Below are 23067 nucleotides of genomic sequence, written 5' to 3'. Positions count from 1 at the left end.
ATACCGGTAATGTCTCTGCAATGTCCTTCCCCCACCCCCAGGTGAAATGATGTCCAAAGGTACCCTGCTCTACGCCCAGTCAGGCGGTGTCACCGCCGTGATCAACGCCACCGCCTCGGCGGTGATCAGCACCGCCCGAGCCAAGGGAATCAAGGTCTTGGCCGCGCGCAACGGCATTCTTGGCGCGCTCCGCGAAGACCTGATCGACACCACCAGGGAGTCGGCGGCGGCCATCGCCGCGCTGGCCCATACCCCGGGCGGGGCCTTCGGCTCGTGCCGCTACAAGCTGAAGTCGCTCGAGGCCGACCGGGGCAAGTACGAACGCCTGCTGGAGGTCCTGCGCGCCCACGACGTGCGCTGGTTCCTCTACAACGGCGGCAACGACTCGGCCGACACCGCCTGGAAGGTCTCCCAGCTGGCCAAGGCCTTCGATTACGACCTCACCTGCATCGGCGTGCCCAAGACCATCGACAACGACCTGGCGGTCACCGACACCTGCCCGGGCTTCGGCTCGGCCGCCAAGTACACCGCGGTGTCGGTGCGCGAGGCGGCGCTGGACGTGGCGGCCATGGCGGAAACCTCGACCAAGGTGTTCGTCTACGAAGCCATGGGCCGCCACGCCGGTTGGCTGGCGGCGGCCGCCGGCCTGGCCGGGCAAGGCCCCGACGACGCCCCGCACATCATCCTGCTGCCCGAGCGGGCCTACGACGAGGCCGCCTTCCTGGCCAAGGTCAAGCAGGTGGTCGAGCGCGTGGGCCATTGCGTGGTGGTGGCCTCCGAAGGCATCCAGACTGCGGACGGTACGTTCGTTGCCGATGCCGGCGGCGGCAAGGACTCGTTCGGGCACACCCAGCTGGGTGGCGTGGCTTCGCAGCTGGCCGCCCGGGTCAAGGACACGCTGGGCTACAAGGTGCACTGGACCCTGCCCGACTACCTGCAGCGCTCGGCGCGCCACATCGCGTCCAAGACCGACTGGGAGCAGGCGCAGGCGGTGGGCAAGGCGGCGGTGCAGTTCGCGCTGAAGGGCCACAACGCGGTGATGCCGGTGATCGTGCGCAGCAGCGACGCGCCCTACCGCTGGAAGATCGAGGCCGCCCCCCTGCACAAGGTGGCCAACCACGAGAAGAAGATGCCGGCCGGCTTCATCCGCAAGGACGGCTTCGGCATCACGGCCAAGGCCCGCGCCTACCTGTCACCGCTGATCAAGGGCGAGGCGCCCCTGCCCTACGGTGCCGATGGGCTGCCGAAGTACGTGACGCTCAAGAACGTGGGCGTGAAGAAGAAGCTGCCGGCCTGGCAGGAAGGCTGAGCCCCTCCGGCGGGTGGCGCGCCCCGGGGCGTGCCGCTCGCCGGCAATTGCGGCGCGCCGGGACGCCCCATACAATCGCGCCGAGCCGGCAGGACATGCGGGCTTTCGCACCCGCGACCCACCCTCCGCACTTGTGTGCGATGACAAGGACTGTACCGATGAAGCGCCACACCCTGGTTCCCCTGCTGCTGCTCGCCGTAGCGGCGCCCGCCTTTGCCGATACCTGCGAAAGCAGCTTCCAGAAGAAGGGCAACCCCCTGTCCGGCACCACCTATACCGCCTCGGTGACCGTGCCTGAGCTGACCGTCAAGAGCGCGATCGGCCAGATGAACGTGATTGCCAAGGGCAACAACATGGACGTCTTGAGCTCGGACGTGGAAAACGGCGCGATGCTGATCGAAGATCCGCAGACGGCGATGCACAAGACCATTCCGATCATCATCAGCGCCACCAGCGAGGGCCGCACCGGCACCGTGGCGATGACGGTCAAGCTCAACCCCGGCGCCTTTGCCAAGGCCGATTCGATCCGCGCCGAGATGTGCAAGATGCTCACCCAGGTGAAGCCGGGCAAGGCCGGCGAGCAGCTTGCCGCGTCCACGCCGAAGGCCTCCACGGTGAACATTTCGGCCAGCGATTTCGGCTACCAGCTGCGGACGCAGAACAAGGACAACCCCGCCGCGATCGAACCGCGCTACAAGGGCAAGATCTATTCGATCACCGGCCGGGTCAACGGCGTGCTCAAGAGCGGTGGCACCTACAACACCGGCTTCGAGCTGCCCAACGGCTCCGGTGGCATCGACTTCGAAAGCGTGGCCATCACCTGCGCCTTCGCGCCGAGCCAGGCCGCCTTCGCGCTGGCGTTGCGCCCGAAGGAAAAGGTCACCCTGGTCGGTGTGGTCGACCATTACGACCAGATCGGCCGCGTGCTGTGGCTGAAGGACTGCAAGGGCAACTGAGCCCGGCCAGCCTCGCGTCGCACCCAAGCCCGGACCGGCCCTGCCGTCCGGGCTTTTTCGTGGGCCTCAGCGGCAGGCAGTGCCTTCCACCTTCAGCTGCGCGGCGAACATCGGGATCTGTGCGATCTTGCCGGCGGCCGCCTGTTTCTTGGCCTCTTCCAGATAGATGCGCGACTGGCCCTGGCCATCCAGTTCGGCCTTCTGCGCCACCGGCATGCGCCACACGCGTACCACCGCCTGCTGCGCCGGGCACGCGGCGTTCGGCACGCGGATCACGTCGTTGAGCTTCCAGCCTTTGGCCTCGCTGGGCTGGGCCTTGTCGAAGTCAACGAAGCGGGCGCGCGGCTGGCACTGCTCGCTGGTGCGCACCACGGCGAATTTGTAGGGCTGTGCGGCATCGGCGGTGAACATGCCCTCCAACCGTGCACAGGCTTCGGGGATCTGGCGCAGCGTATGGGCCGCGCCCACCGCCTGCGGCGCACCGACGGCGCGTTTCAGCTCGGGGGTTTCAGCGGCGCTGGCAGCCACGGCGGGCAGCAGGGCCAGCCAGAGCAGGTGACGGGTGGACATGGCGGAACTCCGGATGCTGGGGATGGGCCGAGGCTGCCAGTGGGTGGCTGAACGGCGTGGCAAGGCGCCCATCAACGCCTGGCGGGATCCAGACGACTGGACACCAGCCCCCTGAGTCAGGGGGCAGCCGCGAAGCGGCGGGGGATTGGATGCTGATAAGAGGGTCCCATGGTTTGCGCAGCAAACCATGGGGCGACAGCGCGCATGCGATGGCGCGTACCCGGCAGATCGCGGATGCGGAGGGGTGTGCGTGGTTGCCGGCCAGCGGCTGGCGGTGTGTCGCTTCGGATGGGTGTGCGTGGTTGCCGGCCAGCGGCCGGCACTACCCGTATGCGGGCTGTTGCCCGCATACTCGGGTCACCAGGGATTGCTGAACACCGCCACACGCTTGAAGACCGGGCACGGTCTGAACGGGTTGGTCCAAGGTTGCAGCCCGTTGTGCCCCCGCGTGGAGAGGTTCATCCGTTCGTCTGGATGCCATTCCATCACCCGGGAGGGGACATGCTGGAACGTTATGGGCTTTCTCTGGCGCTGTTCTGCGCCATTCTCGCGATTCTCTACGGCATCGTGTCGGCACGCTGGATCCTCCGGCAACCGGCTGGCAATGCCCGCATGCAGGAAATCGCCGCCGCCATCCAGGAAGGCGCGCGCGCCTATCTCAACCGTCAATACCTCACCATCGGCATCGCCGGCGTCGTGCTGTTCGTGCTGGTCGGATTCTTCCTCAGCTGGTACACCGCAATTGGCTTTGCGATCGGCGCCGTGCTGTCCGGCGCGGCCGGCTACATCGGCATGAACGTGTCGGTGCGCGCCAACGTGCGCACCGCCGAAGCGGCCCGCAACGGCCTCAGTGCCGCCATGGACGTGGCGTTCCGCGGTGGTGCGATCACCGGCATGCTGGTGGTCGGGCTGGGCCTGCTCGGCGTGGCCGGGTACTACGCGCTGCTGCTGCGGCTGGGGCTGGATACCGCGCAGGCCCTGCATGCGCTGGTCGGGCTGGCCTTCGGTTCCTCGCTGATTTCAATCTTCGCGCGACTGGGCGGTGGCATCTTCACCAAGGGCGCCGACGTTGGCGCGGACCTGGTCGGCAAGGTGGAAGCCGGCATCCCTGAGGATGACCCGCGCAACCCGGCGGTGATCGCCGACAACGTGGGCGACAACGTCGGCGACTGCGCCGGCATGGCCGCCGACCTGTTCGAGACGTATGCGGTGACGGTGATCGCCACCATGCTGCTGGGCAGCCTGATGATCGCCGAAGCGGGACGCAATGCGATCCTGTATCCGCTGGTGCTGGGCGGTGTGTCGATCATCGCCTCGATCATCGGCGCGCTGTTCGTCAAGGTGAAGCCCGGTGGCTCGATCATGGGCGCGCTGTACAAGGGCGTGATCGTGTCGGCGGTGCTGGCGGCGATCGCGTTCTATCCGATCACCCTGCAGCTGATGCCCGACAACAGCCACGGGGCGCTGAACCTGTACTTCTGCGCGTTGATCGGGCTGGTGCTGACCGGGCTGATCGTGTGGATCACCGAGTACTACACCGGCACCCAGTACAAGCCGGTGCAGCACGTGGCGCAGGCGTCCACCACCGGGCATGGCACCAACATCATCGCCGGGCTTGGGGTGTCGATGAAGTCGACCGCGTTGCCGGTGATCGCGGTGTGTGTGGCGATCTGGCTGGCGCACTATTTCGGCGGCCTGTACGGCATCGCCATCGCCGCCACCGCAATGCTGTCGATGGCCGGCATGATCGTGGCGCTGGATGCCTACGGCCCGATCACCGACAACGCCGGCGGCATTGCCGAGATGGCGGAACTGCCCTCCAGCATCCGCGACATCACCGACCCGCTGGATGCGGTGGGCAACACCACCAAGGCGGTCACCAAGGGCTATGCGATCGGCTCGGCGGCGCTGGCCGCCCTGGTGCTGTTCGCCGATTACACGCACAACCTGCAGGCGGCCAATCCGGGCGAGACGTTCGCCTTCGACCTGTCCGACCACACGGTGATCATCGGCCTGCTGATCGGCGGGCTGATTCCCTACCTGTTCGGTGCGATGGCGATGGAAGCGGTGGGCCGCGCGGCCGGTGCGGTGGTGGAGGAAGTGCGCCGCCAGTTCCGCGAGATCCCCGGCATCATGGAAGGCACCGGCAAGCCGCAGTACGACCGCGCGGTGGACATGCTGACCCGCTCGGCGATCCGCGAAATGATCGTGCCCTCGCTGTTGCCGGTGGCCGTACCGGTGGTGGTGGGCCTGCTGCTGGGGCCACGCGCACTGGGCGGATTGCTGATCGGCACCATCGTCACCGGCCTGTTCGTGGCGATCTCGATGACCACCGGCGGTGGCGCGTGGGACAACGCCAAGAAGTACATCGAAGATGGCCACTTCGGCGGCAAGGGCAGCGAGGCGCACAAGGCGGCCGTCACCGGCGACACCGTGGGTGATCCGTACAAGGACACGGCGGGCCCGGCGATCAATCCGTTGATCAAGATCATCAACATCGTCGCGCTGTTGCTGGTGCCGCTGCTGTAGGCACACCGTCGCCCGGCCCATGGCCGGGCGTTACCGGGGTCAGCGCCGGCGGATGAAGAACGCCACCGGCACCATCACCTCCACCGGGTCGCCGCCGATCTCCGGCGGCGGCGCCGGCACCGGGCTGCCGCGGCGCACGGTGTCCAGCGTTTCGGCATCCAGCAACGGATGCCCACTGCTCTGGCCAATGCGGATGTTGCGCGCATTGCCCTGCCGGTCCACCGCAAAGCGCACATAGGCCACGCCTTGTTGGCGCAGGCGCTCGGCCCCGCGTGGATAGCGCCGGTGCTGCTCCAGATGGCCCAGCAGCAGCCCCTGCCAGGTGACCTGCGCGTCACTGCGCTGGCCGGCCATCGTCTGCGGCGCCGCGTAGCGTTGCGTGGCCTTCGCCTGTACGTCCGGCGGAGCCAGGGTCTGGTCCACATTGTGGGCGTCCGCGGGCGTCTGCTCGGTGGGCGGCGGCGTGCGCTGCGCTACCGCCTCACCGTCCGGGTGCGGCTGCGGGGGCAGCGCCAGCGCGCGCACCGGGCGCGGTTCCGGCGTGGGGCGGTGCTGTTCCTGCTGCGAGGGCCCCTGCGCGATGTCGGTGGGCGGCACCGGCGGCGCTTCGGCGACCGGTGCCAGCTCCACCATCAGCGCTTCCGGCGGCGCGCTGGCCGGTGCGGGAGGCGCGCGCCCGATCCACCACAGCGTGGCCGCGATGCTGATCGCGTAGATGGCCAGCACGATGCCAAGGCTGCCGGCCCAGCGTGCATGCCCTGCACGGCCTGCGCTCATGGCGCGGGCTGTTCCAGCCCGACCAGGGCCACCTTGAGGTAGCCGGCCGCACGCAGCGCGTTCATGGTCTGCATCAGGTCGCCATAGGCCACCTGGCGGTCGGCGCGCAGGTAGATGCGCTGCTCACGGTCGCCGCCGGTCAGCCGCTGCAATGCGGCTGGCAGTGCGTCGGTGGTAACGGCGGCATCGTTCACCCGCAACGAAAGGTCGGCCTGCACGGTCAGGAACACCGGCTCGTTCTCGCGCGGTTGCGGGCGCGCGCTGCTGGCCGGCAGGTCCACGGCGGTGTCCACGGTGGCCAGCGGTGCGGCGACCATGAAGATGATCAGCAGCACCAGCATCACGTCGATGAAAGGGGTGACGTTGATCGCGTGGGTTTCTTCCAGCGCGTCGTCGTCGTGGCGTGCGGTACGGAGTGCCATGTCAAAGCCTCAGTGCGCAGCGCGCGCCAGCACCGGGCCGGCATGCACTGCCGCGCGGTCCAGGTCGCGCGACACCAGCTGCTGCACGGCCGCCGACAGGTCGCCCAGCAGCGCGCGCAGGCCGGCCAGCACCCGGGTGAAGTGGTTGTAGATCACCACCGCGGGAATGGCCGCCACCAGCCCCAGCGCGGTGGCCAGCAACGCTTCGGCGATGCCGGGCGCCACCACGGCCAGGTTGGTGGTGTTGGACTGGGCGATACCGACGAAGCTGTTCATGATCCCCCACACGGTGCCGAACAGGCCTACGAAGGGCGCGATCGCGCCGATGCTGGCGAGTACGCCGATGCCGCGCCGCGCCTGCCGCGCACAGGCCAGTTCGATACGCTCCAGGCGTGAGCCGACCCGTTCCTTCACCCCCGCCGGATCGCCGCCGTGCGGCGACAGCCGCAGCTCGGTACGCGCGGCCTCCAGCAACAGGCGCACGGGTTCTTCCTGCAGGCGCGGGTCGAGCTGTGGGTCCGGCAGCTGCACGCTCTCCAGCAGCAGCGCGCGCGCCTGCAGCAGATGGCGGCGCTCGCGTGCCAGTTCCCAGCCCTTGGCCAGCAGCACCGTCCAGGTGGCCACCGAGGCGACGGCCAAGCCGATCATCACCGCTTTGACCACCACGTCGGCGGCCAGGTACATGCCCCATGGCGTCAGTGCAGGTGCCGGGGCGGCGATGGCGAAGGGAAGCAACACAGTCATGGTCATGCTCATCAGGAAAGAGGGCGCGGCGTTGCGGCAACGCGCGCCGGAACAAGGGACAGGCTCACTCGGGCGTGGGCGGCAGGCGCGGCGACGGTCGCGTCAGCACGTAGGCCGCGCTGGCAATGAAGAACGCGCCCACGCCCAGCAGCAGCCGCCACGACGGATGCGCGCCCCAGCAGAACATCACAAAGCCGAACGCCATGCCGCCGGCCGCAAAGGCCTTGCCCTTGCGGCTCACCGCGCCCTGCTCGCGCCACAGGCGCAAGGCCGGGCCGTAACGGGGGTGGTCGAGCAGCTTGCGTTCGAAGCGTGGCGAGCTGCGGGCGAAACAGCCCACCGCCAGGATCAGGAAGATGGTGGTGGGCATCACCGGCAGCAGCGCGCCGATCACGCCCAGCGCCACCATCACCCAGCCCAGGCAGAACCACAGCCAGCGCATCAGCGCGCGTCGAACTCGAGTTCGACGTGTCCGTGCACGCTGCGGAACGCCGCATCGGCGGCATCGATGACCTGCTGTTCCTGCGCGTCGTCCAGCACCACCCCGTCGAGCGCGGCGGTGAACTCGCGCCAATGGCGTGCCGCACCGACGGGGTGCGCGGCCAGGTGGCGTGCACCGAAACCGGCATCCAGCCCCAGTCTGGCGGCCATCTTGCACAGGATGGTGCCGCCCAGGTTGGAGCCTTCGGCCACGTACAGCCAGCCCAGCGCGGCTGGCAGCGCCAGGTCCGGGTCCAGCCGCATCGGGACCGGGGCCGGCAGGATCTGTTCAAGGTCGGCGAGGTCGCGCGCGATCAGCGGCAGCCGGCGGCGTGCCTCCAGGTCAGGCAGCAGGGCGTCAAGCGCGGCGTTGGCGTAGAGCGCGTCGATATCGCGATGGAAGCGGTACTGCACGCGCAGGAAACGCGCGAACTGGCCGCGGCTGGCGAAGATGTCGCCGGCCATGATGCGCTTGTCCAGCGCGCCGTGGCTGTCGCGGGTGGCGGCCTTCAGGCGCTGGCTGCGGGTGGCTTCAAGGGTATCGATGACGGTCATGGCGCTCGTGCTGGGCAATGGGGAATGCAGCCCGCGCAGGCCCCGGGAACAGGCCGTGCGCAGGTTTCCCGATTGAGACGTCTGCCACGGCGGCAACCCCAAGCCTGGTTGCGCGGCCGGCCACCCCTACCCGATCCGGCGATGTCGGCCTCACGCGGCTGCACCGATAATGACGGCACATTCTTGAGGAGCACCCCGCCATGATGATCACCACCGAACCGCGCATGACCAACCTGTTCCTGCAGCTGGGCCTGGACGCGAGCGACGCGGCGATCGCGCGCTTCATCGTTGACCACCAGCTGCCCGCCGAGGTGGCCCTGGTCGAGGCGCCGTACTGGAATGATGGCCAGCGCCAGTTCCTGGCCGAGCAGCTCAAGTCCGATGCGGACTGGGCGATCATCGTCGATGAACTGGGCGAGGCCCTGCATGCCGACGCGGTGGCGCAGCAGACCGGCGCCTGAAACGAACACGGGGGCCGGCAGTTGCCGGCCCCCGTGGGGCACATCACCTCACCCTCAGTAGCGCCAGGTCAGCGCCAGCCGCACGATCCGGCCCGGTGCCGGCATTACGCCCAGCGCCAGGGGATCCAGGTAGTAGCGGTCGGTGAGGTTGTCGACATTGAGGTCCACCGCGAACTGCTCGCTGGCCTGCCAACTGGCGAACAGGTCCACCACGGTGGCCGGGCGGTACAGCTGCTGGATCGCCGACAGGCCGACGTTCCATTCCTTGTCCAGCTTGCTGATCGGACCAGCGTTGTGGATCACCCGGGTGCCGAAGCTGAGCCGTTCGTCGAACAGGCGTGAGCCCAGGGTCAGGTTGACGGTGTAGCGCGGCGGGTTCTGCGTGTTGCTGTAGGAACCCTCAAAGCCGCCATCAACGCAGTCGGGGGTATTGGCCAGTTCTTCGATCCTGCGCTGCACGCCGTAGGTACGGCGCTCGGCGGCGATGTCCGGCGCGCAGGTCTTGGCTTCGAAGTAATAGTGCGCGGACAGGTCGGCGAACACTTTGCCGGCATCGTAGCTGGACTGGAATTCCATGCCCGATACCTTGAAGCGGTCGATGTTGCGGATGTAGCCGGCCGACAGCGTGCGGTAGTCGCGGGTAATCAGGTCATCGATGCGGGTGTTGAAGTAGGCCAGCTTGAACGCCGCCGTATCGCCGTCGGTGAACAGCCCCTGCCGGACCGTGCTGGCGCCGATTTCCCAGGTGCCGGCGCGTTCGGGCTTGAGTTCGCCCCCGATCGGCTTGGCGGCGGTGAACAGGCCCAGCGTGCTTTCGAACAGGCTCGGCAGCTTCACGCCTTCGGCGTACTTCACGTAGACCATGCTGTCGTCGTTGAAGTGGTAGGTGACGCTGGCAGTCGGCATGAAGGCATGGTCGGTACGGCGGATCGGCTGCGACCACGTCCAGCTGGTCGGCACGATCAGGTCCTCGGCCTCGGTCATGTCATGGAAGTTCCAGCCGGTGATGTCGGCCACGGTGCCCTTCTTGTACGGCGAGGCCAGCAGCGACGCTTCGGTGAACTGCCCGTTCGCATCGGGGTACCAGTTGAGCATGGCGATGCGCTTGGCACGCCAGGCCGGCAGCGCCGGGTTGCCGTCCAGCAGCTGGGTGTAGCGGTACTGACCGATCACTTCCTCACCGTCCGGCGTGGCCAGACGGTTGCGGTCGTGCACGCTGACGCGGTTGAAGCGCCCGCCCAGCAGCACTTCCCAATTGTCGTCGGGCTGCCACTTCATCGAGGCCACCGCGCTGTATTCCTTGCGGTCGGCGTTGCGCAGAAAACGGTTGTTGATCAGGTCGTCGTGCATGATCGGCGCATTCTTGCCGGGCCCGACGTCCTCGTCGCTGAAGGACAGGCCGTAGTCGAAGGTGAACACCCCCGCGGCATCGGTCACCAGGTGGGTCGTGTTGGACACGTCGAACCCGAGACGCTGCTGCTGCATGCTGTTGCGGTAGGCGTCCTTGTAGCCCGGGTCGGTATTGAAGCTCGGGCCGTCATACCACTCGGTGCGGCGATCGAAGTACCACGGGGTGATGCCGGTCAGGCCGTTGTACATCAGGCTGTCGGCGTCGGTGTACCAGAGGTTGGCCTTGAGGTCGACGCGGTCGTTGCCCGGGTTGAATCGGTAGCGCAGGTTGTAGGCATCCATGTCGACACTGCCCGGCTCCCACTGCGGCACGCGATCACGGTCCACGCGGATGATCTGCGAGGCCATGATCTCGCCCTGGCGACCGCTGTAATGGCGGTAGCCCGCTTCCAGGGTCTGGGTGTCGTCGATGCGCCAGGTGCCCTTCAACAGCACCGAGTTGGACTTGGACGAGGTGTTGAACACTTCGGTGTTGGGCGGATTCAACGGGGCCAGCGTGCGCCGGGTCTGCGGGAAGTCGTCGTAGCCGTGCTTGCCGCCGTAGTAGTTGCCGGTGTCACGCCAGGCATAGGCGGCCACCAGGTCGAACGCATCCCAGTGCTTGCCACCGGCGATGTTGAAGAACTGCCCGCCCAGGCTGTTGCGGTTGCTGCGCGGCGCAGCGCCATACGCCGGCACATCGCGTGCGCTGCCGTTGGACACGCCGCTGCGTACGCGCAGGCCGACGTCCTGGCCCTCGCGCAGCACGTCGCCGATCTTCAACGTTTCCATCTCGACCACGCCGCCGATGCCGCCGGACGCGTTGGCGCCCAGGCTGGGGCCCTTGGTCACGGTGAGGCTGGAGATCAGGTCCGGGTCCAGGTAGGTGCGCTGCGACTGGCCGGCGTAGCCCCGGTAGGTGTCCATGCTGGACTGGCCACCGTCGATGATCACCGGGATGCGGCTCTGGCCCTGGATGCCGCGGATGTTGAGGTCCAGCGCGTTGGCGGTACGCGGGTCGCCGGCGGTGACGCCGACCACGCCCTTGACAATGTCGGCCGCGGACGTGCCGCGGAAGCGTTCGATCGTGGCGCGCGGCACGTACACGCTGGAGCCGGCGGTGCGGTACACATCCAGCGCACGTGCGGCATCGCTGCCGCCGTCGCCGGACTGCTCACCGGCCACCCGCAGCGCGTCGGTGACGATCACGCCGTCCTCGCGGCTGGCGGTGGCGGCTGGTTCCAGGGTCACCGCATCGGACCCGACGCTGCGCATCACCAGACCACTGCCACGCAGCAGCTGCTGCAGGGCCCGCTGCGCATCGAGGTCGCCGCTGACCGCGCTGGAGCGCACGCCCTCGGTGAGCGCTGCCGGCCAGGCCACCTGCACGCCGGACTGGCGCATGTAGGTGCGCAGTGCGTCGGCCAGCGGCTGGGCGGGAATATCGAAGCGATGCACGGCGGCGGCACGCGGCGTGCTGGCCTGGGCCATCGCCGGGAATGCAGGCGCGGCCACCAGGCCGGCGGCCAGCAAGGCGATGCAGAGGCGGGACGGACGCGGAGAACGGCCCGGGGAGGAGGTGATGCGCATGATGGAACCTGTCGAGAAGGCGATATCGCAGAAGCGACGTCCCCGCATACGGTGTGCGGGCGCTGCGAAGTACGTGGCGGCGGCGGGTACGTTCGGGGGGTGAGACGACTGGGGCGGCGACAACCCCAAGACCCATTTCGTTCGGCAGCGCGCGCCGCTACTTGCGGGCGTCGACCTGCACGATCGCCACGCCCATCGGCAGGCGGGTGACGCGCAGGCCGGCACTGCCGGCCAGTGCGTCCAGCGCCTGTTCGGGCCGGTCGATGCGGAACGCCGCGTTGATCGCCGGCAGCTGCGCCAGGTCGCCGCGGATGAAGGTGGGGCCACGCCGATAGCGCCCGATGCGCTGGACCGCCTCGGCAACGCCCACTTCGTCGAGCAGCAGTTCGCCCTGCCGCCATGCCGCGATCCGGTCGCGCGCCTCGTCGGCCAGCCGCTGCACGCGGCCACCGGGCGCGAATGCGGCACGCTGCCCGGCCTGCAGCCAGGTCCAGCCACCGCCGTCGCTGGCCGCCACCCGCACCTGGCCCTGTTCCACATCGGCCTGCACGCCGGTGGCGTCGCTGGATACCGCAAACGCGGTGGAAATATCCTCGACCACCCCGCCCTGCGCGCGCACTTCAAACCGCTGCGGCTGGCCGGGCGCCACCTGGAACCAGGCACGACCGCGCAACAGCGCGATGCGGCGCACCTGGCCATCGAACTGCACGGCAATGGCCGAATCGGCATCCAGCACGGCGCGGCTGCCGTCAGGCAGCGCGACCTCGGCGATGCCGGTACCGGTGCGGTGGTCCGATTGCAGCCGCAGCCACGCATCCGGTGCCACCCAGGCCAGCGCCAGCACCGCCGCAGCGGCCAGCGACCAGCGGCGCACCCGCGCACGCCGGCGCGGCGGCGCGAGGGTGGCCTGCGGCCGTGGCCCCACGCTGCGCCAGAGCTGGCGTTCGCGTTCGAACACGCGCCGGTGGCCCGGCGCGGCCAGCCACCGCTCGAAGGCCTGCATGCCGGTGTCATCCACCGTGCCGGAGGCCAGCCACGCGATCCACGCCTGCGCCTGGACGGCGACAGACTCGGTGGATGCGGACGGCGGCGGAAGCGGATCGATGTGCGGCGGGCTCATGGCTGGCGGGGTGGCGCGGTCGGGGGCAATGCCACCGGCAAGGGACGGAAGCGGGGCACGCGACACCGCCCCAGTATGATCAAGACGAATGGCGGGTGCGGTTCCCCAATGCCATGACGCGCGCGGGCGCCATCAGCGCCCGTTGCGGGCCCAGGCCAGGCGCTGCAGGGCAGCGCGCACGTGGTTCTCCACGGTCGTCACCGACACCTTGAGGCGCTTGGCCACGTCGGCCTGGGTCATTCCCTGCAGGCGGTTGAGCCGGAAGATGGTGCGGGTTGGCTCGGGCAGGTGCTCGGCGGCGGCGAGCACACGCTGCAGTTCGTCCTGGGCCATCGCCTGTTCTTCGGTCGACAGCACTTCGTCCGGTCCCCACAGGTAATGCTCGGCCAGCAGGCGCGCGCGGCGGGTGCGCTCACGCCCGTGGTCGGTGGCCAGGTTGGTGGCCAGCCGGTACAGATAGGCCCGCGGGTTGTCGATGGCCTGGCCGCTGTCCACCCCGCGCGCCTTGAACCAGATCGCCTGGATCACGTCCTCGGCGCCGCCGTCATTGCCCAGGATGCGCTGCACCAGGCGCAGCAACGCCGGGCGTTCGCGGATCAGCATCTCGGTGAGGGCGGAGGCGTTGGTGGTCATGCGACGGACGCAGGGGCCGGGGCGGAAGGCGCGCCATGCTACCCCGCAAATGCGAATGAGTCACGTTTGTGCGGGCGCCGGGCGCTTCACCGCGCACACCCTGCCGTGGCCGGCGCCGCAGTAGAACAGCCCGGCACCGTCGGACTCCAATCCACTGACGCCGCGTCCGTCCGGCATCTGCAGGCGGTGCTGCACCGCGCCGCTGGCCGGGTCGATGCGGCGGATGTCGCTCTGCCCCGCCTCGTCGGTCCCGTGCCAGAGTTCGCCGTCCACCCAGGTCACGCCGGTCACGAAGCGGTCCGACGCGATCGTGCGCAGGATGCTGCCGGTGGCCGGGTCGACCTGGTGGATGCGGCGCTGCCGGTATTGCCCCACCCAGAGGCTGCCTTCGGCCCAGGCCATGCCGGAGTCGGTGCCGCCGCCCGGTGCGGGGATCGACGCCAGCACCTCGCCGCTGCGCGGATCGATCCGGTCGATGCGCGCGCCGGCGATCTGGTACAGGTGGGTGCCGTCGAAGGCGGTGCCGGCATCGCAGGGCAGTGCCAGGGTGCGTACCGCGTCGCCGCTGTCCGGGTCGAACGCCACCAGCGCAGCACCGGTGGCCGCCCATACGTGGTGCCCGTCGAAGCTGACGCCGTTGACGCAGTCCGAGCCGGCGAACGGGCCGTATTCGCGCACCAGTTCGGCGGCCTCTACGGGGGCAGCGGTACCCAAGGTGTCCGTGTTCATCGTTGCAGTCTCCTGGCCCGTGGAAGGCGGTGCCTGCCAGCGACACTAGCCAATCGGCAGCGCGGCAGGGAGTAACAAAATCGTCGTGAAACCGGCCAGCGGCACCGACCGCCAGCGCTGCGCCCGGCCACGCCCCCGGGTGTGGACCTGCCCCGCGGCCTGCAGCTCGGCCAGCGCACGCTGCACGCTGCGTTGGCTGGCGCCCACCGCCAGCGCCAACGACGAGGTGGACCAGGCGGCACCGTCGGCCAGCAGCGCGACCAACGCCGCCTGCTCACCATCGAACGGGGGCACCAGCACCGTGACCGTCTGCGCGTGGCAGGGCTGGATCCGGAATCCTTGCGGGGTGGCGTCAATCCGGGCCTGCGCGGCGATAAGCGCGCGCAGGCGGCCCAGCTCTACCCGCAGCCGCACACGCAGCGAGTCGTCGGGGTGGGCAATACCGAAGACCCGTTCAATCAGCACATCGCGTTCGACCCCACCCGGCCACGCCTCGGCCAGTGCGCGCAGCAAGGCGAACAACACCGGACGCCGCGCCAGACAGTGCCACTGCGTGCCGGTGCGTACGCCCCGTCGGCATGCATCCACCACCAGCGCGCCGGACGCGAGCAGGGCCGGAACATCCTCGATGCGCAGGGTGCGCGCCACGCCGGCCTGGAGGCTGCGGGCGGCCGGCCGGTCCAGCGCGGCGCGCGCCTCGTCCACCTCCCGCCGCAGCGGGGCGATGCCGGCGCGTTCGGCCGCTGCCTGGGCGCGGGCCAGGGCGGCACGCGCCGGTGCGACCTGCAGCGCACGCAAGGCCAGTGCGGCAGCGGTCAACTCGGCCATGGCGGCCAGCGCCGGCGGCATCGGGCGGTCGGCCAGCTGGGCCAGGCCGTATTCGGCATCGCGCAGGCGGCCCAGCAACAGGCAGCGCCGGGCCAGGATCAGCCAGGCCTGCAACGCATTGGCGCCGTCTCCCCGCGCATCCAGCAGTGCCGCCACCTCCTGCAGGGGCTGCGACGATCCCGCCAGCTCGCGCATGGCCAGTGCCACCTCGGCCTCGGCGACCAGGCAACGCGCCCGCGCCACCGTCTCATGCGGGCCGAACGCGCGACGGGCGCGCCGCAGCAGGTCACGCGCGGTATCAAGTTGACCGAGCTGGGCCATGGCGATGCCGCGCAGCGCCAGCGCGGGCGGGTCGTCGCGCAGCGCAACGCAACCAAGCGCGGCCAGCACATCGCCGTTGGCAAGGGCGCGAGCGGCAGCCGTGATGAGGGCATCCATCTGCACAGGCTACCTGCCCGGCGCGGCACATGCAGCGATCGCGCCGCAGCTTAGAGGCAGGTGGTCAGCCCTTCGTACACGGTGGTGGCGGTGCCAGGCAACACGGTGTCGATGGCCTCCGGCCCCTGAAGCGTGGCCAGCAGCCGCGGCAAGGGGGTCTGCGCCGCCAGCGGCAGCCGGCAGGCCCAATCGCGGGCATCCACCGTGACCGCGCCGGTGGCGGCGTCGACGTCCATGTTGCTGCCGGCGAATGTCCACCGGCACTCACCCACCCGCCCGCTGGCGGCGTGCACCGAACAGCGCAGGCGCATGGCCTGCAGGTTGTAGTACTCGCCCTCGCAGAAGGTGTCGCCGCAGACGTCATCGAAACCGCGTACCAGCGCCTGTTCCAGCGCACGGAAACGCGTCCCACCCTGCCCCTGGCCGGGATAATCCCGCGCGTCCACGTAACGGGCCGCCGACGCTGCGCGCTCCGGCTGCCGGACCTGCTGGAGGCAGCCGCCCACCGCCTCGCCGATGGACAGCGCCGCACCGGGCAGCACGACATCGAGCGCGTCGGCGCGTTCCAGCGACGCATGGAAGGCCTCCACCCCCACCCCCGTGCCCAGCGGCAAGGGACAGTCCCAGCGTCGGTTGTCCACCAGGACCACGCCCGTGTCCGGCGCCACCTGCAGTTCGCTGGCAATGAACAGCCAGTTGCAGGCGTGCACCTGCCCGCTGGCCGCGTTGACCGAGCAGCGCAGCTGCAGTGCGCGCAGGTTGCTGTAGTCGCCTTCGCAGAGGGTATCGGCACAGACCGCGTCGAAGCGGTTCGCCAGATGGGCTTCCAGGGAATAGAAGCGGTCCCAGTTGGCCTCGTTGCGCGGGAAATCCACCAGGTCGACGAACGGCTGGGCAAGCAGCGGGGCGCTGGGCAGCCAGGCCAGCAGGGCGAACAGGCGCAGCAACGGCCGGAAACGTGGGTACATGGCCAGACTCCAACGGAAGGAGAACCAGCGTGGCCTGGCCCGGTGCACGGGCCCATCCGGCAAGGCCGCGCCGGGCCGTGGGAAAACCCATCGCGGGGCGGTCATCCGGCCCCCGCTGCACGCGGCCCGGCAAAGGCATAAAATGGGGGGCTATCTGCCTTCATCCCCCTCTCGGAGTACACCCATGGGTCTGGAACTCGTCTCGCCCGGCAAGAACCCGCCGGAAGAAATCAACGTCATCATCGAGATCCCGAAGGATTCCGAGCCGGTGAAGTACGAAGTGGACAAGGAAACCGGCGCGATCTTCGTCGACCGCATCCTGTCCACCCCCATGCGCTACCCGTGCAACTACGGCTACGTGCCGAGCACCCTGTGCGGCGACGGTGACCCGGCCGACGTGCTGGTGGTGCTGCCGCTGCCGCTGATCCCCGGTTCGGTGGTGCGTTGCCGTCCGGTCGGCGTGCTCAAGATGAGCGATGAAGCCGGCAGCGACGAGAAGATCCTGGCCGTGCCGATCTCCAAGGTGTTCAGCGGCTACGCCCACGTGGAAGACATCGAGCAGGTGTCCAGCCACTGGCTGGAGCGCATCGGCCACTTCTTCGAGCATTACAAGGACCTGGAAAAGGGCAAGTGGGTCAAGCTTGACGGCTGGGCCGGCGCTGCCGAAGCCAAGCAGATCCTGGTGGAAGCGCACCAGCGCTACCTCAGCAACAACGGCTGAGGCTGAACCGCATCGCTTCGGCGCTGGCCGCCGAAGCGATGGACATCACGTTTTTTGACTGCGGCACATCACTATTTGTGCCGGATTGGGTACATTGCGTCTTCACACCGTCCACGGTGCGTTTCACCGTGGTCAGCCAGGGGACTTGTCGTGCGCATTCTGCTTGTTGGGGACCAGGCCAGCCTGTCGGCTGAACTGATGGATTTCATTGCCGATCTTGGGGAAGAGTGGCAACCGCTGACGGCCTCCGATGGCCAGTCGGCCATGAGCATCGTCGCCGCCGGTCCGGTGGACGCGGTCATTGCCTGCCCTACCCTGCCCGATCTCACGGCCACCACGCTGCTGGGGCAGATCCGTACCCTGCGCCCGGAAACGATCCGGATCGCGCTGGTAGATGCCGACCACAACAACCGCCCACCGCCGGCGCGCCTGATCGGGGTGGCCCACCGCTTCCTGCCGATGCCGCTGGCCCCGGAAGTGCTGCTGGAAGCACTGACCAGCCTGGAAGAACTGCGCGAACTGCTCGACAGCGCGCATCTGCGCAGCGCGATCGGTCGCATCGAAAAGCTGCCTTCACCGCCGCACCTGTACCTGAGCCTGACCCAGGCGCTGGAACACGACGACGACACCAACACCGCCGATGTCTCCAAGCTGGTGTCGGCCGACCCGGCGATTGCGGCGAAGGTGCTGCAGTTGTCCAACTCGGCGTTCTTCAACAGCGGCCGCACCATTTCCGACCTGCGCACCGCGGTAACGCGGCTGGGCCTGTCGACCCTGCGCGACCTGGTGCTGGCCAGCGAAGTGTTCTCCGCCTCGGCGTTGTCCGGTGCCGAACGCAATTCGCTGCAGCAGCGCGCGTTGCTGGCCTCGCGGCTGGCAGCCAAGCTGCTGCCCGATTCCAGCGCCGAGCTGGGTGCAACCGCCGCCCTGCTGGCGGACATCGGGCTGCTGCTGCCGGGCGTGCGCAACGAGCGCGGCGCCCCGGCCGACGCAACCGATGAACGCCCTGGCCATGCCGAGGCCGGCGCCTACCTGCTGGGCCTGTGGGGCCTGCCGATGCCGATCATCGAGGCGGTGGCCTTCCACCTGCAGCCGCAGAAGTCCAACACGCGCAGCTTCTGGGTGACCGGTGCGGTGCACGTGGCACTGGCGCTGATCAACGGTGACCCGGTGGATGAGGAATACCTGCAGCGTGCCGGCGTGCTGCACAAACTGCCGCAGTGGCGCGACCACGCCAACGGCCTGATGGGGCTGGTGGCTGCAGAAGCCTGAGGGCACCGCCCCGCGCCATGACGCGGGGCAGCAGTGCAACGGAAAAGCCGGCCAGTGGCCGGCTTTTTTGTGGCTCTTCACCCATGTGCGGGGCAAGCAAAAACGTGCCTTGACGCTTTTCAGGCACAGCCGTCGGCGGGTCGGGCGCTGGGCCCCCATGCCCTTTCCGGCGAATGTCCTCCGGCGTCGGCCTGCGGCTGCCCCCTCCCCCTTTATTTCGCCTCCAAGGGCATGGGGGCCCAGCGCCCGACCCACCGACAGCGCCAGAAAGGCTTGGCTTCCCCTGCTTACCGCAAGCCGAGCCCCGTAGCAGCCGGTAGGCCCCTGGGCAAAATAAAGGAGGAGGCCGCCCCGCGGCCGGGGGACATTTGCGCCAGGGGCCTACCGGCTGCTGCGGGGCCCTCACGTTCGCGACCAGCCTGATCGGAGACACCAGCCGATCCGAACGGCGCCTGCACGCCCGGCCACCCGCGCACCGTCGTGCTCACGCTGCGACGGCCCTCGCAACGAGACGCTTCCCTCAGAACCTTTTTGTGGCCGCAGCATCGAAACCGGGAGGGTGGAACGCTCAGGCCCCGGCACAAACAAAGAGGGCGGACCTTGCGGTCCGCCCTCCTTTTTTACTGCAACAGAGCTTCGATGGATCAGAAGCGCTGGGTGTACTTCATGTACAGGAAGCGGCCGATATCGAAGCCGCCGTAGTAGGCGAAGCTCGAGTTCTGCTGCGAGTACATCAGCGGACCCTTGTGATCGAACACGTTGTTCGCGCCGACCGCAATGGTGGCATCCCACGGTGCCTTCCAGCTGACCTGCAGGTCATGGAAGGTGTTGGAGCCGGTCTTGCGCAGCGGAGCGGTTTCGCCATAGGCGAAGCGGTCCGGATCGGTGCAGCCGATGTCGATGCACGGCTCGTTCAGGCCCGAGTAGTAACGCGCGGTGTAGTTGACACCGAAGTCGCCCATCGCCCAGTTGACGCCCAGGTTGGAACGCACGCGGAACAGCGCGTCCTGACCAACCTTGCCGATCATGATGCTGTCGCCGGCGCTGTTCTGGTTGGCTTCGTCGTACTTGGCCAGGTAGCTGGTCTGCCAGTCGATGCTGAACTGACCGATGGCCAGCTCCGGCAGGCGGTACTTGATGCCCAGGTCGTAACCTTCGGTTTCCATCTTGCCGAGGTTGGCGGTGCCGTAGGTGATGCCGCTGATGTGGCCATCAGCCGCACGGGTCACGCCGCTGCAACGGCCAGCATTGCCCAGCACGTAGCAGTCACGCAGGATACGGTCGACGCTGTCTTCGATGATCATGTCGCTGATCTCGTAGCGGTACCAATCCAGCGAGATGTCCAGGCCCTGCACCCAACGCGGGCTCCAGACCAGACCCATGGTCTTGCTCTTGGAGGTTTCCGGCGACAGGTTCGGGTTGGCGCCGGAGACGAACTGGTCACCCGACTGGCACGGCGTGGTCGAGCACGGCACGTTGCCCTGGCCCAGCTGCACGTAGTTGGCCGGTGCACCACCGGCAAGGCAGGCGGCATTGCCAGCCACGCTGCCCGACACGCCCACGGCGCACGGATCGGTGTAACGCTCGAAGCTCGAGCTCAGGCCACCGTACAGATCGGAGATGGTCGGAGCGCGGAAGCCCTCGGCATAGGTGCCGCGGACCAGCAGCTCGTCCATCGGACGCCAGGTCAGACCGAACTTGCTGTTGGTGGTGCCGCCGAAGTTGCTGTAGTCCGAATAACGGCTGGCAACATTCAGGGTCAGTTCCTTGGCAAACGCCATGTCGGCCAGGATCGGCACGTTCAGTTCGAGGTAGACCTCGTTCAGATCGTACTCACCCTGGGTCGACTTCTGGCCCAGGCCGGTGGACTGGCCGGACTGCGCGAAGGCGTCCGGCACGTAGGAGCCTTCTTCCTTGCGGTGCTCCACGCCCACGGCGAAGCCGAGGTCGCCGGCCGGCAGGGTCACGATGGAACCGGCCAGGTTGGCGGTGAAGCTGGTGGTCTTGGTGACGCCACGGGTGGTGAAGGTCGGGAACAGGTATTCCTGCAGCGCCGGGTCGGCGAGCGAACCCTGGCCAGCCACGCCGTACGGCAGCAGCGGGTTCCACGGAATGCAGTCGGCCAGGGACGGATCCACAACGCCGGCAACGCCGCAACGTGCCACGCCGCCTGCATCGATGTAGGACGGGCCCAATGCCTTGCGCGAACCGATCAGGCTCATGTCACCGCGCTGGGTCTTGATCGACTCATTGCGGTTCCACAGTGCACCGACGTCCCAATCAAAGGTCTTGTCAGCCACTTCGAAGTAGCCGCTGACGGTCGGCGCGAAGCGCAGGGTCTTCAGCTGGCTGTCGGTGGTGCGCGGCACTTCCCACAGGCGGCGACGGAACTCGATGTCCTTGCCACCGACGCCATTGACGTTGGTCGGGTTGAAGGCGCTGGAGGCCGACAGCGGGGTCTTGATGTTGGACGCGCTGGACTGGTACGGGTAGCCGGCGATCTGCTGGAACGTGTTGCGCTCGTTGTAGAGCACATCGGTGTTCAGGCTGATGCGGTCGGTGAAGTCGTAGGTGCCGTTGATGTACAGCGACTTGCGCTCCACACCGGTCAGCAGGCTCATCTGCTCGTTCGAATTGACGTACTCGTCTTCGGTCAGGACGTGGTAGTCATTCGGGTTCTTCGGATCGCCGCCCGGGTTCAGGGTCTTCCACACGGCGGTCTTGGAGTCGCCGCAGTTGACCTGCAACGGGTTGCACCAGCTGCCGGTCTCGGTGATCGGGCTGCCGTCGCCAGCAACCGAATTCGGACCACGGCCGCCATCACGGCTGTACCAGCGGTCCTTGGCCCACACCGGATCCTGCTTGGAGTATTCGGCCGCCAGGGTCAGGCTGCCGCGCTCGCCGGACGCGCCCAGCAGCATCGAGTACTGCTGTTCGTCGCCGTCGCCGTTGCCGTACTGGCCAACGCGGACGCTGGCTTCGCCACCGTCGAAGTTCTTGCGGGTGATCACGTTGACCACGCCGGCAATGGCGTCCGAACCGTAGATCGAGGACGCGCCGTCCTTCAGGATTTCAATGCGCTCCACGGCAGCCATCGGGATCTGGCTCAGATCCTGGTAACCGGCCGTGGTGGCGCCCAGGCGCTTGCCGTTCATCAGCACCAGGGTGCGCTGGGCGCCCAGGTTGCGGATGTCGACGTAGTAACCGCCCACGTTCTCGCCCGAGGACAGCGAATCCGAACGCGAGATGGCCGGGGAGCCGGCCGAGGTGAGGTTGTTCAGCACGTCAGCGACGTTCGAGAAACCCTGCTTCTCCAGGGCTTCACGCGTCATCGTCAGAATCGGCTGCTGGGTCTCCATGTTGGCGCCGCGGATGCGCGAGCCGGTGACCGAGATGCGATCCAGGTCAGTGGTGCCGGCTGCAGCTTCCTGCGCCGAGGCAAAGGTCGGCGACAGCGCGAGCGCAATGCCGGCGGGCAGAAGGCCCAGCCGCACTGCAGGAGTACGAAAATTCATTTATCTCTCCGAGGTACGTTAGTAGCGTGTTAAACCGCCTCGGAAAGTTACGATTGCGTTGCGGTTAATTATTTGCGGGAAGCAACCGATGGCTTTGCCGACTTTGGCGGGAGCATTCCACCGCCCTCGCGGAAGCCTGACGCAGACTGCCCGTAACGTGCCCGAAACGCCCTTGCAAAGCTGCAGCAGTTGTCAAATCCACTGGCAGCGGCGACTTCGCCGATCATCATGTCGGTATCACGCAGCAGGTCCGCCGCGCGCTCCAGCCGCAGGCGTGCCGACAGCGACTGCGGGCTTTCTTCATACAGGCTCTGGAAGGTCTTGGACAAGTACCAGCTGGAGAAGTTGGTCAGCTCGGCCAGTTCACCGATGCGCACCACGCGGTGGCTGTTGCCTTCCAGGTACAGGCGCGCACGCTGCATGCGGCCGAACACCTGGCGCTTGCGCACGCGCGAACGGCCCGGGCAACGCTGCACGCCGGTGGCCAGCACGCGCTGCAGAGAGGCCAGATGCAGCAGCACCGGGCGCAATGCCTGCGCTGGCTGGCCGCTGGCCAGTGCATCGCGCCACAGGCGCAGCGCTACGCGGACTTCGGCGCGGCTCATGCTGCCGCGGCCGGCATACAGGCTGCAGTCTTCCAGCTCGCCCAGCGCGCGCAATGCATCGGGGGTGAGGCTCAGGCCGATGCACAGACCATCGCGGCCGGCCTGGATCATCGGCTTGGATTCTTTCTCGAAGGCAATCCATTCGCGCTGGCGCAGGCGGAAGCGACCTTCCTTGGATTCCACCCACGCGCTGCCACGCAGCTGCATCCACACAGTGAAGGTTGCGCCGGCGGTCTGCAGGCTGCCGAGCCGGGCCACGCCCAGGCAGGTGGGCAGCGGACCGTCGTCGACGATCTTGTCCAGGGAAAGCGATTGGCCGCGATCGGCCAAGGAAAGCTGACGCATGACTGCACACCGTGTTTGCCGTTGCGGGGCAAACGTTTTGCCAAATCAGGCGAGCCAGGTCAGGAAAGTCCTACGAGATTCATCCGAATTCGACACGAGGCCGATACGAAA

Annotated in this window: 20 protein-coding genes; 6 read left to right on the top strand and 14 right to left on the bottom strand. The window is 68.1% G+C overall.

Features of this window, described 5'->3' with window-relative positions:
- Positions 1-49: 49 nt before the first annotated feature.
- Positions 50-1309, top strand: coding sequence for a 6-phosphofructokinase (locus tag DX03_RS03735; RefSeq protein ID WP_038691859.1), 1260 nt, complete (start codon positions 50-52; stop codon positions 1307-1309).
- 158 nt (positions 1310-1467) lie between these two features.
- Complete coding sequence (locus DX03_RS03730) at positions 1468-2265, top strand: OB-fold protein (protein WP_038686438.1); 798 nt, start codon at positions 1468-1470, stop codon at positions 2263-2265.
- A gap of 66 nt (positions 2266-2331) precedes the next feature.
- Here DX03_RS03730 and DX03_RS03725 read toward each other — a convergent pair whose 3' ends face one another.
- Positions 2332-2835 (bottom strand): hypothetical protein, encoded by a 504-nt coding sequence (locus tag DX03_RS03725; RefSeq protein WP_038686436.1) that lies wholly within the window; start codon positions 2833-2835, stop codon positions 2332-2334.
- A gap of 501 nt (positions 2836-3336) precedes the next feature.
- On the opposite strand from DX03_RS03725, the gene DX03_RS03720 reads away from it, so the two are divergent.
- On the top strand, positions 3337-5364 hold the full coding sequence (locus tag DX03_RS03720; RefSeq protein WP_038686434.1) for a sodium-translocating pyrophosphatase: 2028 nt from the start codon (positions 3337-3339) through the stop codon (positions 5362-5364).
- Positions 5365-5403: 39 nt separating this feature from the next.
- On the opposite strand, the gene DX03_RS03715 is transcribed toward DX03_RS03720, so the two are convergent.
- Genes DX03_RS03715 through DX03_RS03695 form a run of 5 tightly spaced genes read right to left on the bottom strand, consistent with a single transcriptional unit; the run spans position 5404 to position 8342 of the window.
- On the bottom strand, positions 5404-6141 hold the full coding sequence (locus tag DX03_RS03715) for an energy transducer TonB (RefSeq protein ID WP_038686432.1): 738 nt from the start codon (positions 6139-6141) through the stop codon (positions 5404-5406).
- Entirely contained in the window at positions 6138-6563 is a 426-nt protein-coding gene (gene exbD / locus DX03_RS03710) for a TonB system transport protein ExbD (protein WP_038686429.1), read from the bottom strand. Before exbD ends, DX03_RS03715 begins: the two co-directional genes overlap by 4 nt.
- Positions 6564-6572: 9 nt before the next feature.
- Positions 6573-7319 (bottom strand): tonB-system energizer ExbB, encoded by a 747-nt coding sequence (gene exbB, locus DX03_RS03705; protein WP_081797138.1) that lies wholly within the window; start codon positions 7317-7319, stop codon positions 6573-6575.
- Between the two features lie 52 nt (positions 7320-7371).
- Complete coding sequence (locus DX03_RS03700; RefSeq protein ID WP_038686428.1) at positions 7372-7749, bottom strand: YbaN family protein; 378 nt, start codon at positions 7747-7749, stop codon at positions 7372-7374.
- Entirely contained in the window at positions 7749-8342 is a 594-nt protein-coding gene (locus DX03_RS03695; protein ID WP_038686426.1) for a biliverdin-producing heme oxygenase, read from the bottom strand. Before DX03_RS03695 ends, DX03_RS03700 begins: the two co-directional genes overlap by 1 nt.
- A 203-nt stretch (positions 8343-8545) precedes the next feature.
- Here DX03_RS03695 and DX03_RS03690 point away from each other — a divergent pair, with 203 nt between their 5' ends.
- A complete protein-coding gene (locus DX03_RS03690) occupies positions 8546-8803 on the top strand; it encodes a DUF2789 domain-containing protein (RefSeq protein ID WP_038691855.1) in 258 nt (85 codons plus the stop codon).
- A gap of 54 nt (positions 8804-8857) precedes the next feature.
- Here DX03_RS03690 and DX03_RS03685 read toward each other — a convergent pair whose 3' ends face one another.
- The 6 genes from DX03_RS03685 to DX03_RS21385 form a co-directional block, all read right to left on the bottom strand.
- Positions 8858-11782: a TonB-dependent receptor gene (locus DX03_RS03685; RefSeq protein WP_038686425.1), complete on the bottom strand. Its 2925-nt coding sequence runs from the start codon at positions 11780-11782 to the stop codon at positions 8858-8860.
- 157 nt (positions 11783-11939) lie between these two features.
- Positions 11940-12902, bottom strand: a complete 963-nt coding sequence (locus tag DX03_RS03680; protein WP_038686423.1) for a FecR family protein — start codon at positions 12900-12902, stop codon at positions 11940-11942.
- A 132-nt stretch (positions 12903-13034) separates the two neighbouring features.
- On the bottom strand, positions 13035-13535 hold the full coding sequence (locus tag DX03_RS03675; protein ID WP_038686421.1) for an RNA polymerase sigma factor: 501 nt from the start codon (positions 13533-13535) through the stop codon (positions 13035-13037).
- Positions 13536-13595: 60 nt separating this feature from the next.
- Positions 13596-14264 (bottom strand): Vgb family protein, encoded by a 669-nt coding sequence (locus tag DX03_RS03670; protein ID WP_051598734.1) that lies wholly within the window; start codon positions 14262-14264, stop codon positions 13596-13598.
- Between the two features lie 45 nt (positions 14265-14309).
- Positions 14310-15530, bottom strand: coding sequence for a hypothetical protein (locus DX03_RS03665; protein WP_038686420.1), 1221 nt, complete (start codon positions 15528-15530; stop codon positions 14310-14312).
- Between the two features lie 50 nt (positions 15531-15580).
- The gene (locus tag DX03_RS21385; protein ID WP_244880176.1) at positions 15581-16498 is read right to left on the bottom strand and encodes a hypothetical protein; all 918 of its coding nucleotides are present in this window, start codon (positions 16496-16498) and stop codon (positions 15581-15583) included.
- A gap of 184 nt (positions 16499-16682) precedes the next feature.
- Between DX03_RS21385 and ppa the strand changes: the two genes are divergently transcribed.
- Both ppa and DX03_RS03645 read left to right on the top strand, forming a co-directional pair.
- A complete protein-coding gene (gene ppa / locus DX03_RS03650) occupies positions 16683-17219 on the top strand; it encodes an inorganic diphosphatase (RefSeq protein WP_038686419.1) in 537 nt (178 codons plus the stop codon).
- Positions 17220-17369: 150 nt separating this feature from the next.
- A complete protein-coding gene (locus DX03_RS03645) occupies positions 17370-18491 on the top strand; it encodes an HDOD domain-containing protein (RefSeq protein WP_038686417.1) in 1122 nt (373 codons plus the stop codon).
- A 644-nt stretch (positions 18492-19135) separates the two neighbouring features.
- Here DX03_RS03645 and DX03_RS03640 read toward each other — a convergent pair.
- Together DX03_RS03640 and DX03_RS03635 are read right to left on the bottom strand one after the other, a co-directional pair.
- Positions 19136-22006: a TonB-dependent receptor plug domain-containing protein gene (locus DX03_RS03640; protein WP_038686415.1), complete on the bottom strand. Its 2871-nt coding sequence runs from the start codon at positions 22004-22006 to the stop codon at positions 19136-19138.
- Positions 22007-22074: 68 nt separating this feature from the next.
- Complete coding sequence (locus DX03_RS03635; RefSeq protein WP_038686412.1) at positions 22075-22956, bottom strand: helix-turn-helix transcriptional regulator; 882 nt, start codon at positions 22954-22956, stop codon at positions 22075-22077.
- Positions 22957-23067 lie beyond the last annotated feature (111 nt).

The sequence above is a fragment of the Stenotrophomonas rhizophila genome (assembly GCF_000661955.1).
Lineage (GTDB): Bacteria > Pseudomonadota > Gammaproteobacteria > Xanthomonadales > Xanthomonadaceae > Stenotrophomonas > Stenotrophomonas rhizophila.
Note: the sequence above shows the minus strand (reverse complement) of the source record. Positions and strands in the feature narration are given on the sequence as shown.

Bases quoted from the DNA above. Each gene is read 5' to 3' on its own strand.
- DX03_RS03735 (WP_038691859.1), top strand. From the start codon at position 50: ATGTCCAAAGGTACCCTGCTCTACGCCCAGTCAGGCGGTGTCACCGCC.
- DX03_RS03730 (WP_038686438.1), top strand. From the start codon at position 1,468: ATGAAGCGCCACACCCTGGTTCCCCTGCTGCTGCTCGCCGTAGCGGCG.
- DX03_RS03725 (WP_038686436.1), bottom strand. From the start codon at position 2,835: ATGTCCACCCGTCACCTGCTCTGGCTGGCCCTGCTGCCCGCCGTGGCT.
- DX03_RS03720 (WP_038686434.1), top strand. From the start codon at position 3,337: ATGCTGGAACGTTATGGGCTTTCTCTGGCGCTGTTCTGCGCCATTCTC.
- DX03_RS03715 (WP_038686432.1), bottom strand. From the start codon at position 6,141: ATGAGCGCAGGCCGTGCAGGGCATGCACGCTGGGCCGGCAGCCTTGGC.
- exbD (WP_038686429.1), bottom strand. From the start codon at position 6,563: ATGGCACTCCGTACCGCACGCCACGACGACGACGCGCTGGAAGAAACC.
- exbB (WP_081797138.1), bottom strand. From the start codon at position 7,319: ATGAGCATGACCATGACTGTGTTGCTTCCCTTCGCCATCGCCGCCCCG.
- DX03_RS03700 (WP_038686428.1), bottom strand. From the start codon at position 7,749: ATGCGCTGGCTGTGGTTCTGCCTGGGCTGGGTGATGGTGGCGCTGGGC.
- DX03_RS03695 (WP_038686426.1), bottom strand. From the start codon at position 8,342: ATGACCGTCATCGATACCCTTGAAGCCACCCGCAGCCAGCGCCTGAAG.
- DX03_RS03690 (WP_038691855.1), top strand. From the start codon at position 8,546: ATGATCACCACCGAACCGCGCATGACCAACCTGTTCCTGCAGCTGGGC.
- DX03_RS03685 (WP_038686425.1), bottom strand. From the start codon at position 11,782: ATGCGCATCACCTCCTCCCCGGGCCGTTCTCCGCGTCCGTCCCGCCTC.
- DX03_RS03680 (WP_038686423.1), bottom strand. From the start codon at position 12,902: ATGAGCCCGCCGCACATCGATCCGCTTCCGCCGCCGTCCGCATCCACC.
- DX03_RS03675 (WP_038686421.1), bottom strand. From the start codon at position 13,535: ATGACCACCAACGCCTCCGCCCTCACCGAGATGCTGATCCGCGAACGC.
- DX03_RS03670 (WP_051598734.1), bottom strand. From the start codon at position 14,264: ATGAACACGGACACCTTGGGTACCGCTGCCCCCGTAGAGGCCGCCGAA.
- DX03_RS03665 (WP_038686420.1), bottom strand. From the start codon at position 15,530: ATGGATGCCCTCATCACGGCTGCCGCTCGCGCCCTTGCCAACGGCGAT.
- DX03_RS21385 (WP_244880176.1), bottom strand. From the start codon at position 16,498: ATGTACCCACGTTTCCGGCCGTTGCTGCGCCTGTTCGCCCTGCTGGCC.
- ppa (WP_038686419.1), top strand. From the start codon at position 16,683: ATGGGTCTGGAACTCGTCTCGCCCGGCAAGAACCCGCCGGAAGAAATC.
- DX03_RS03640 (WP_038686415.1), bottom strand. From the start codon at position 22,006: ATGAATTTTCGTACTCCTGCAGTGCGGCTGGGCCTTCTGCCCGCCGGC.
- DX03_RS03635 (WP_038686412.1), bottom strand. From the start codon at position 22,956: ATGCGTCAGCTTTCCTTGGCCGATCGCGGCCAATCGCTTTCCCTGGAC.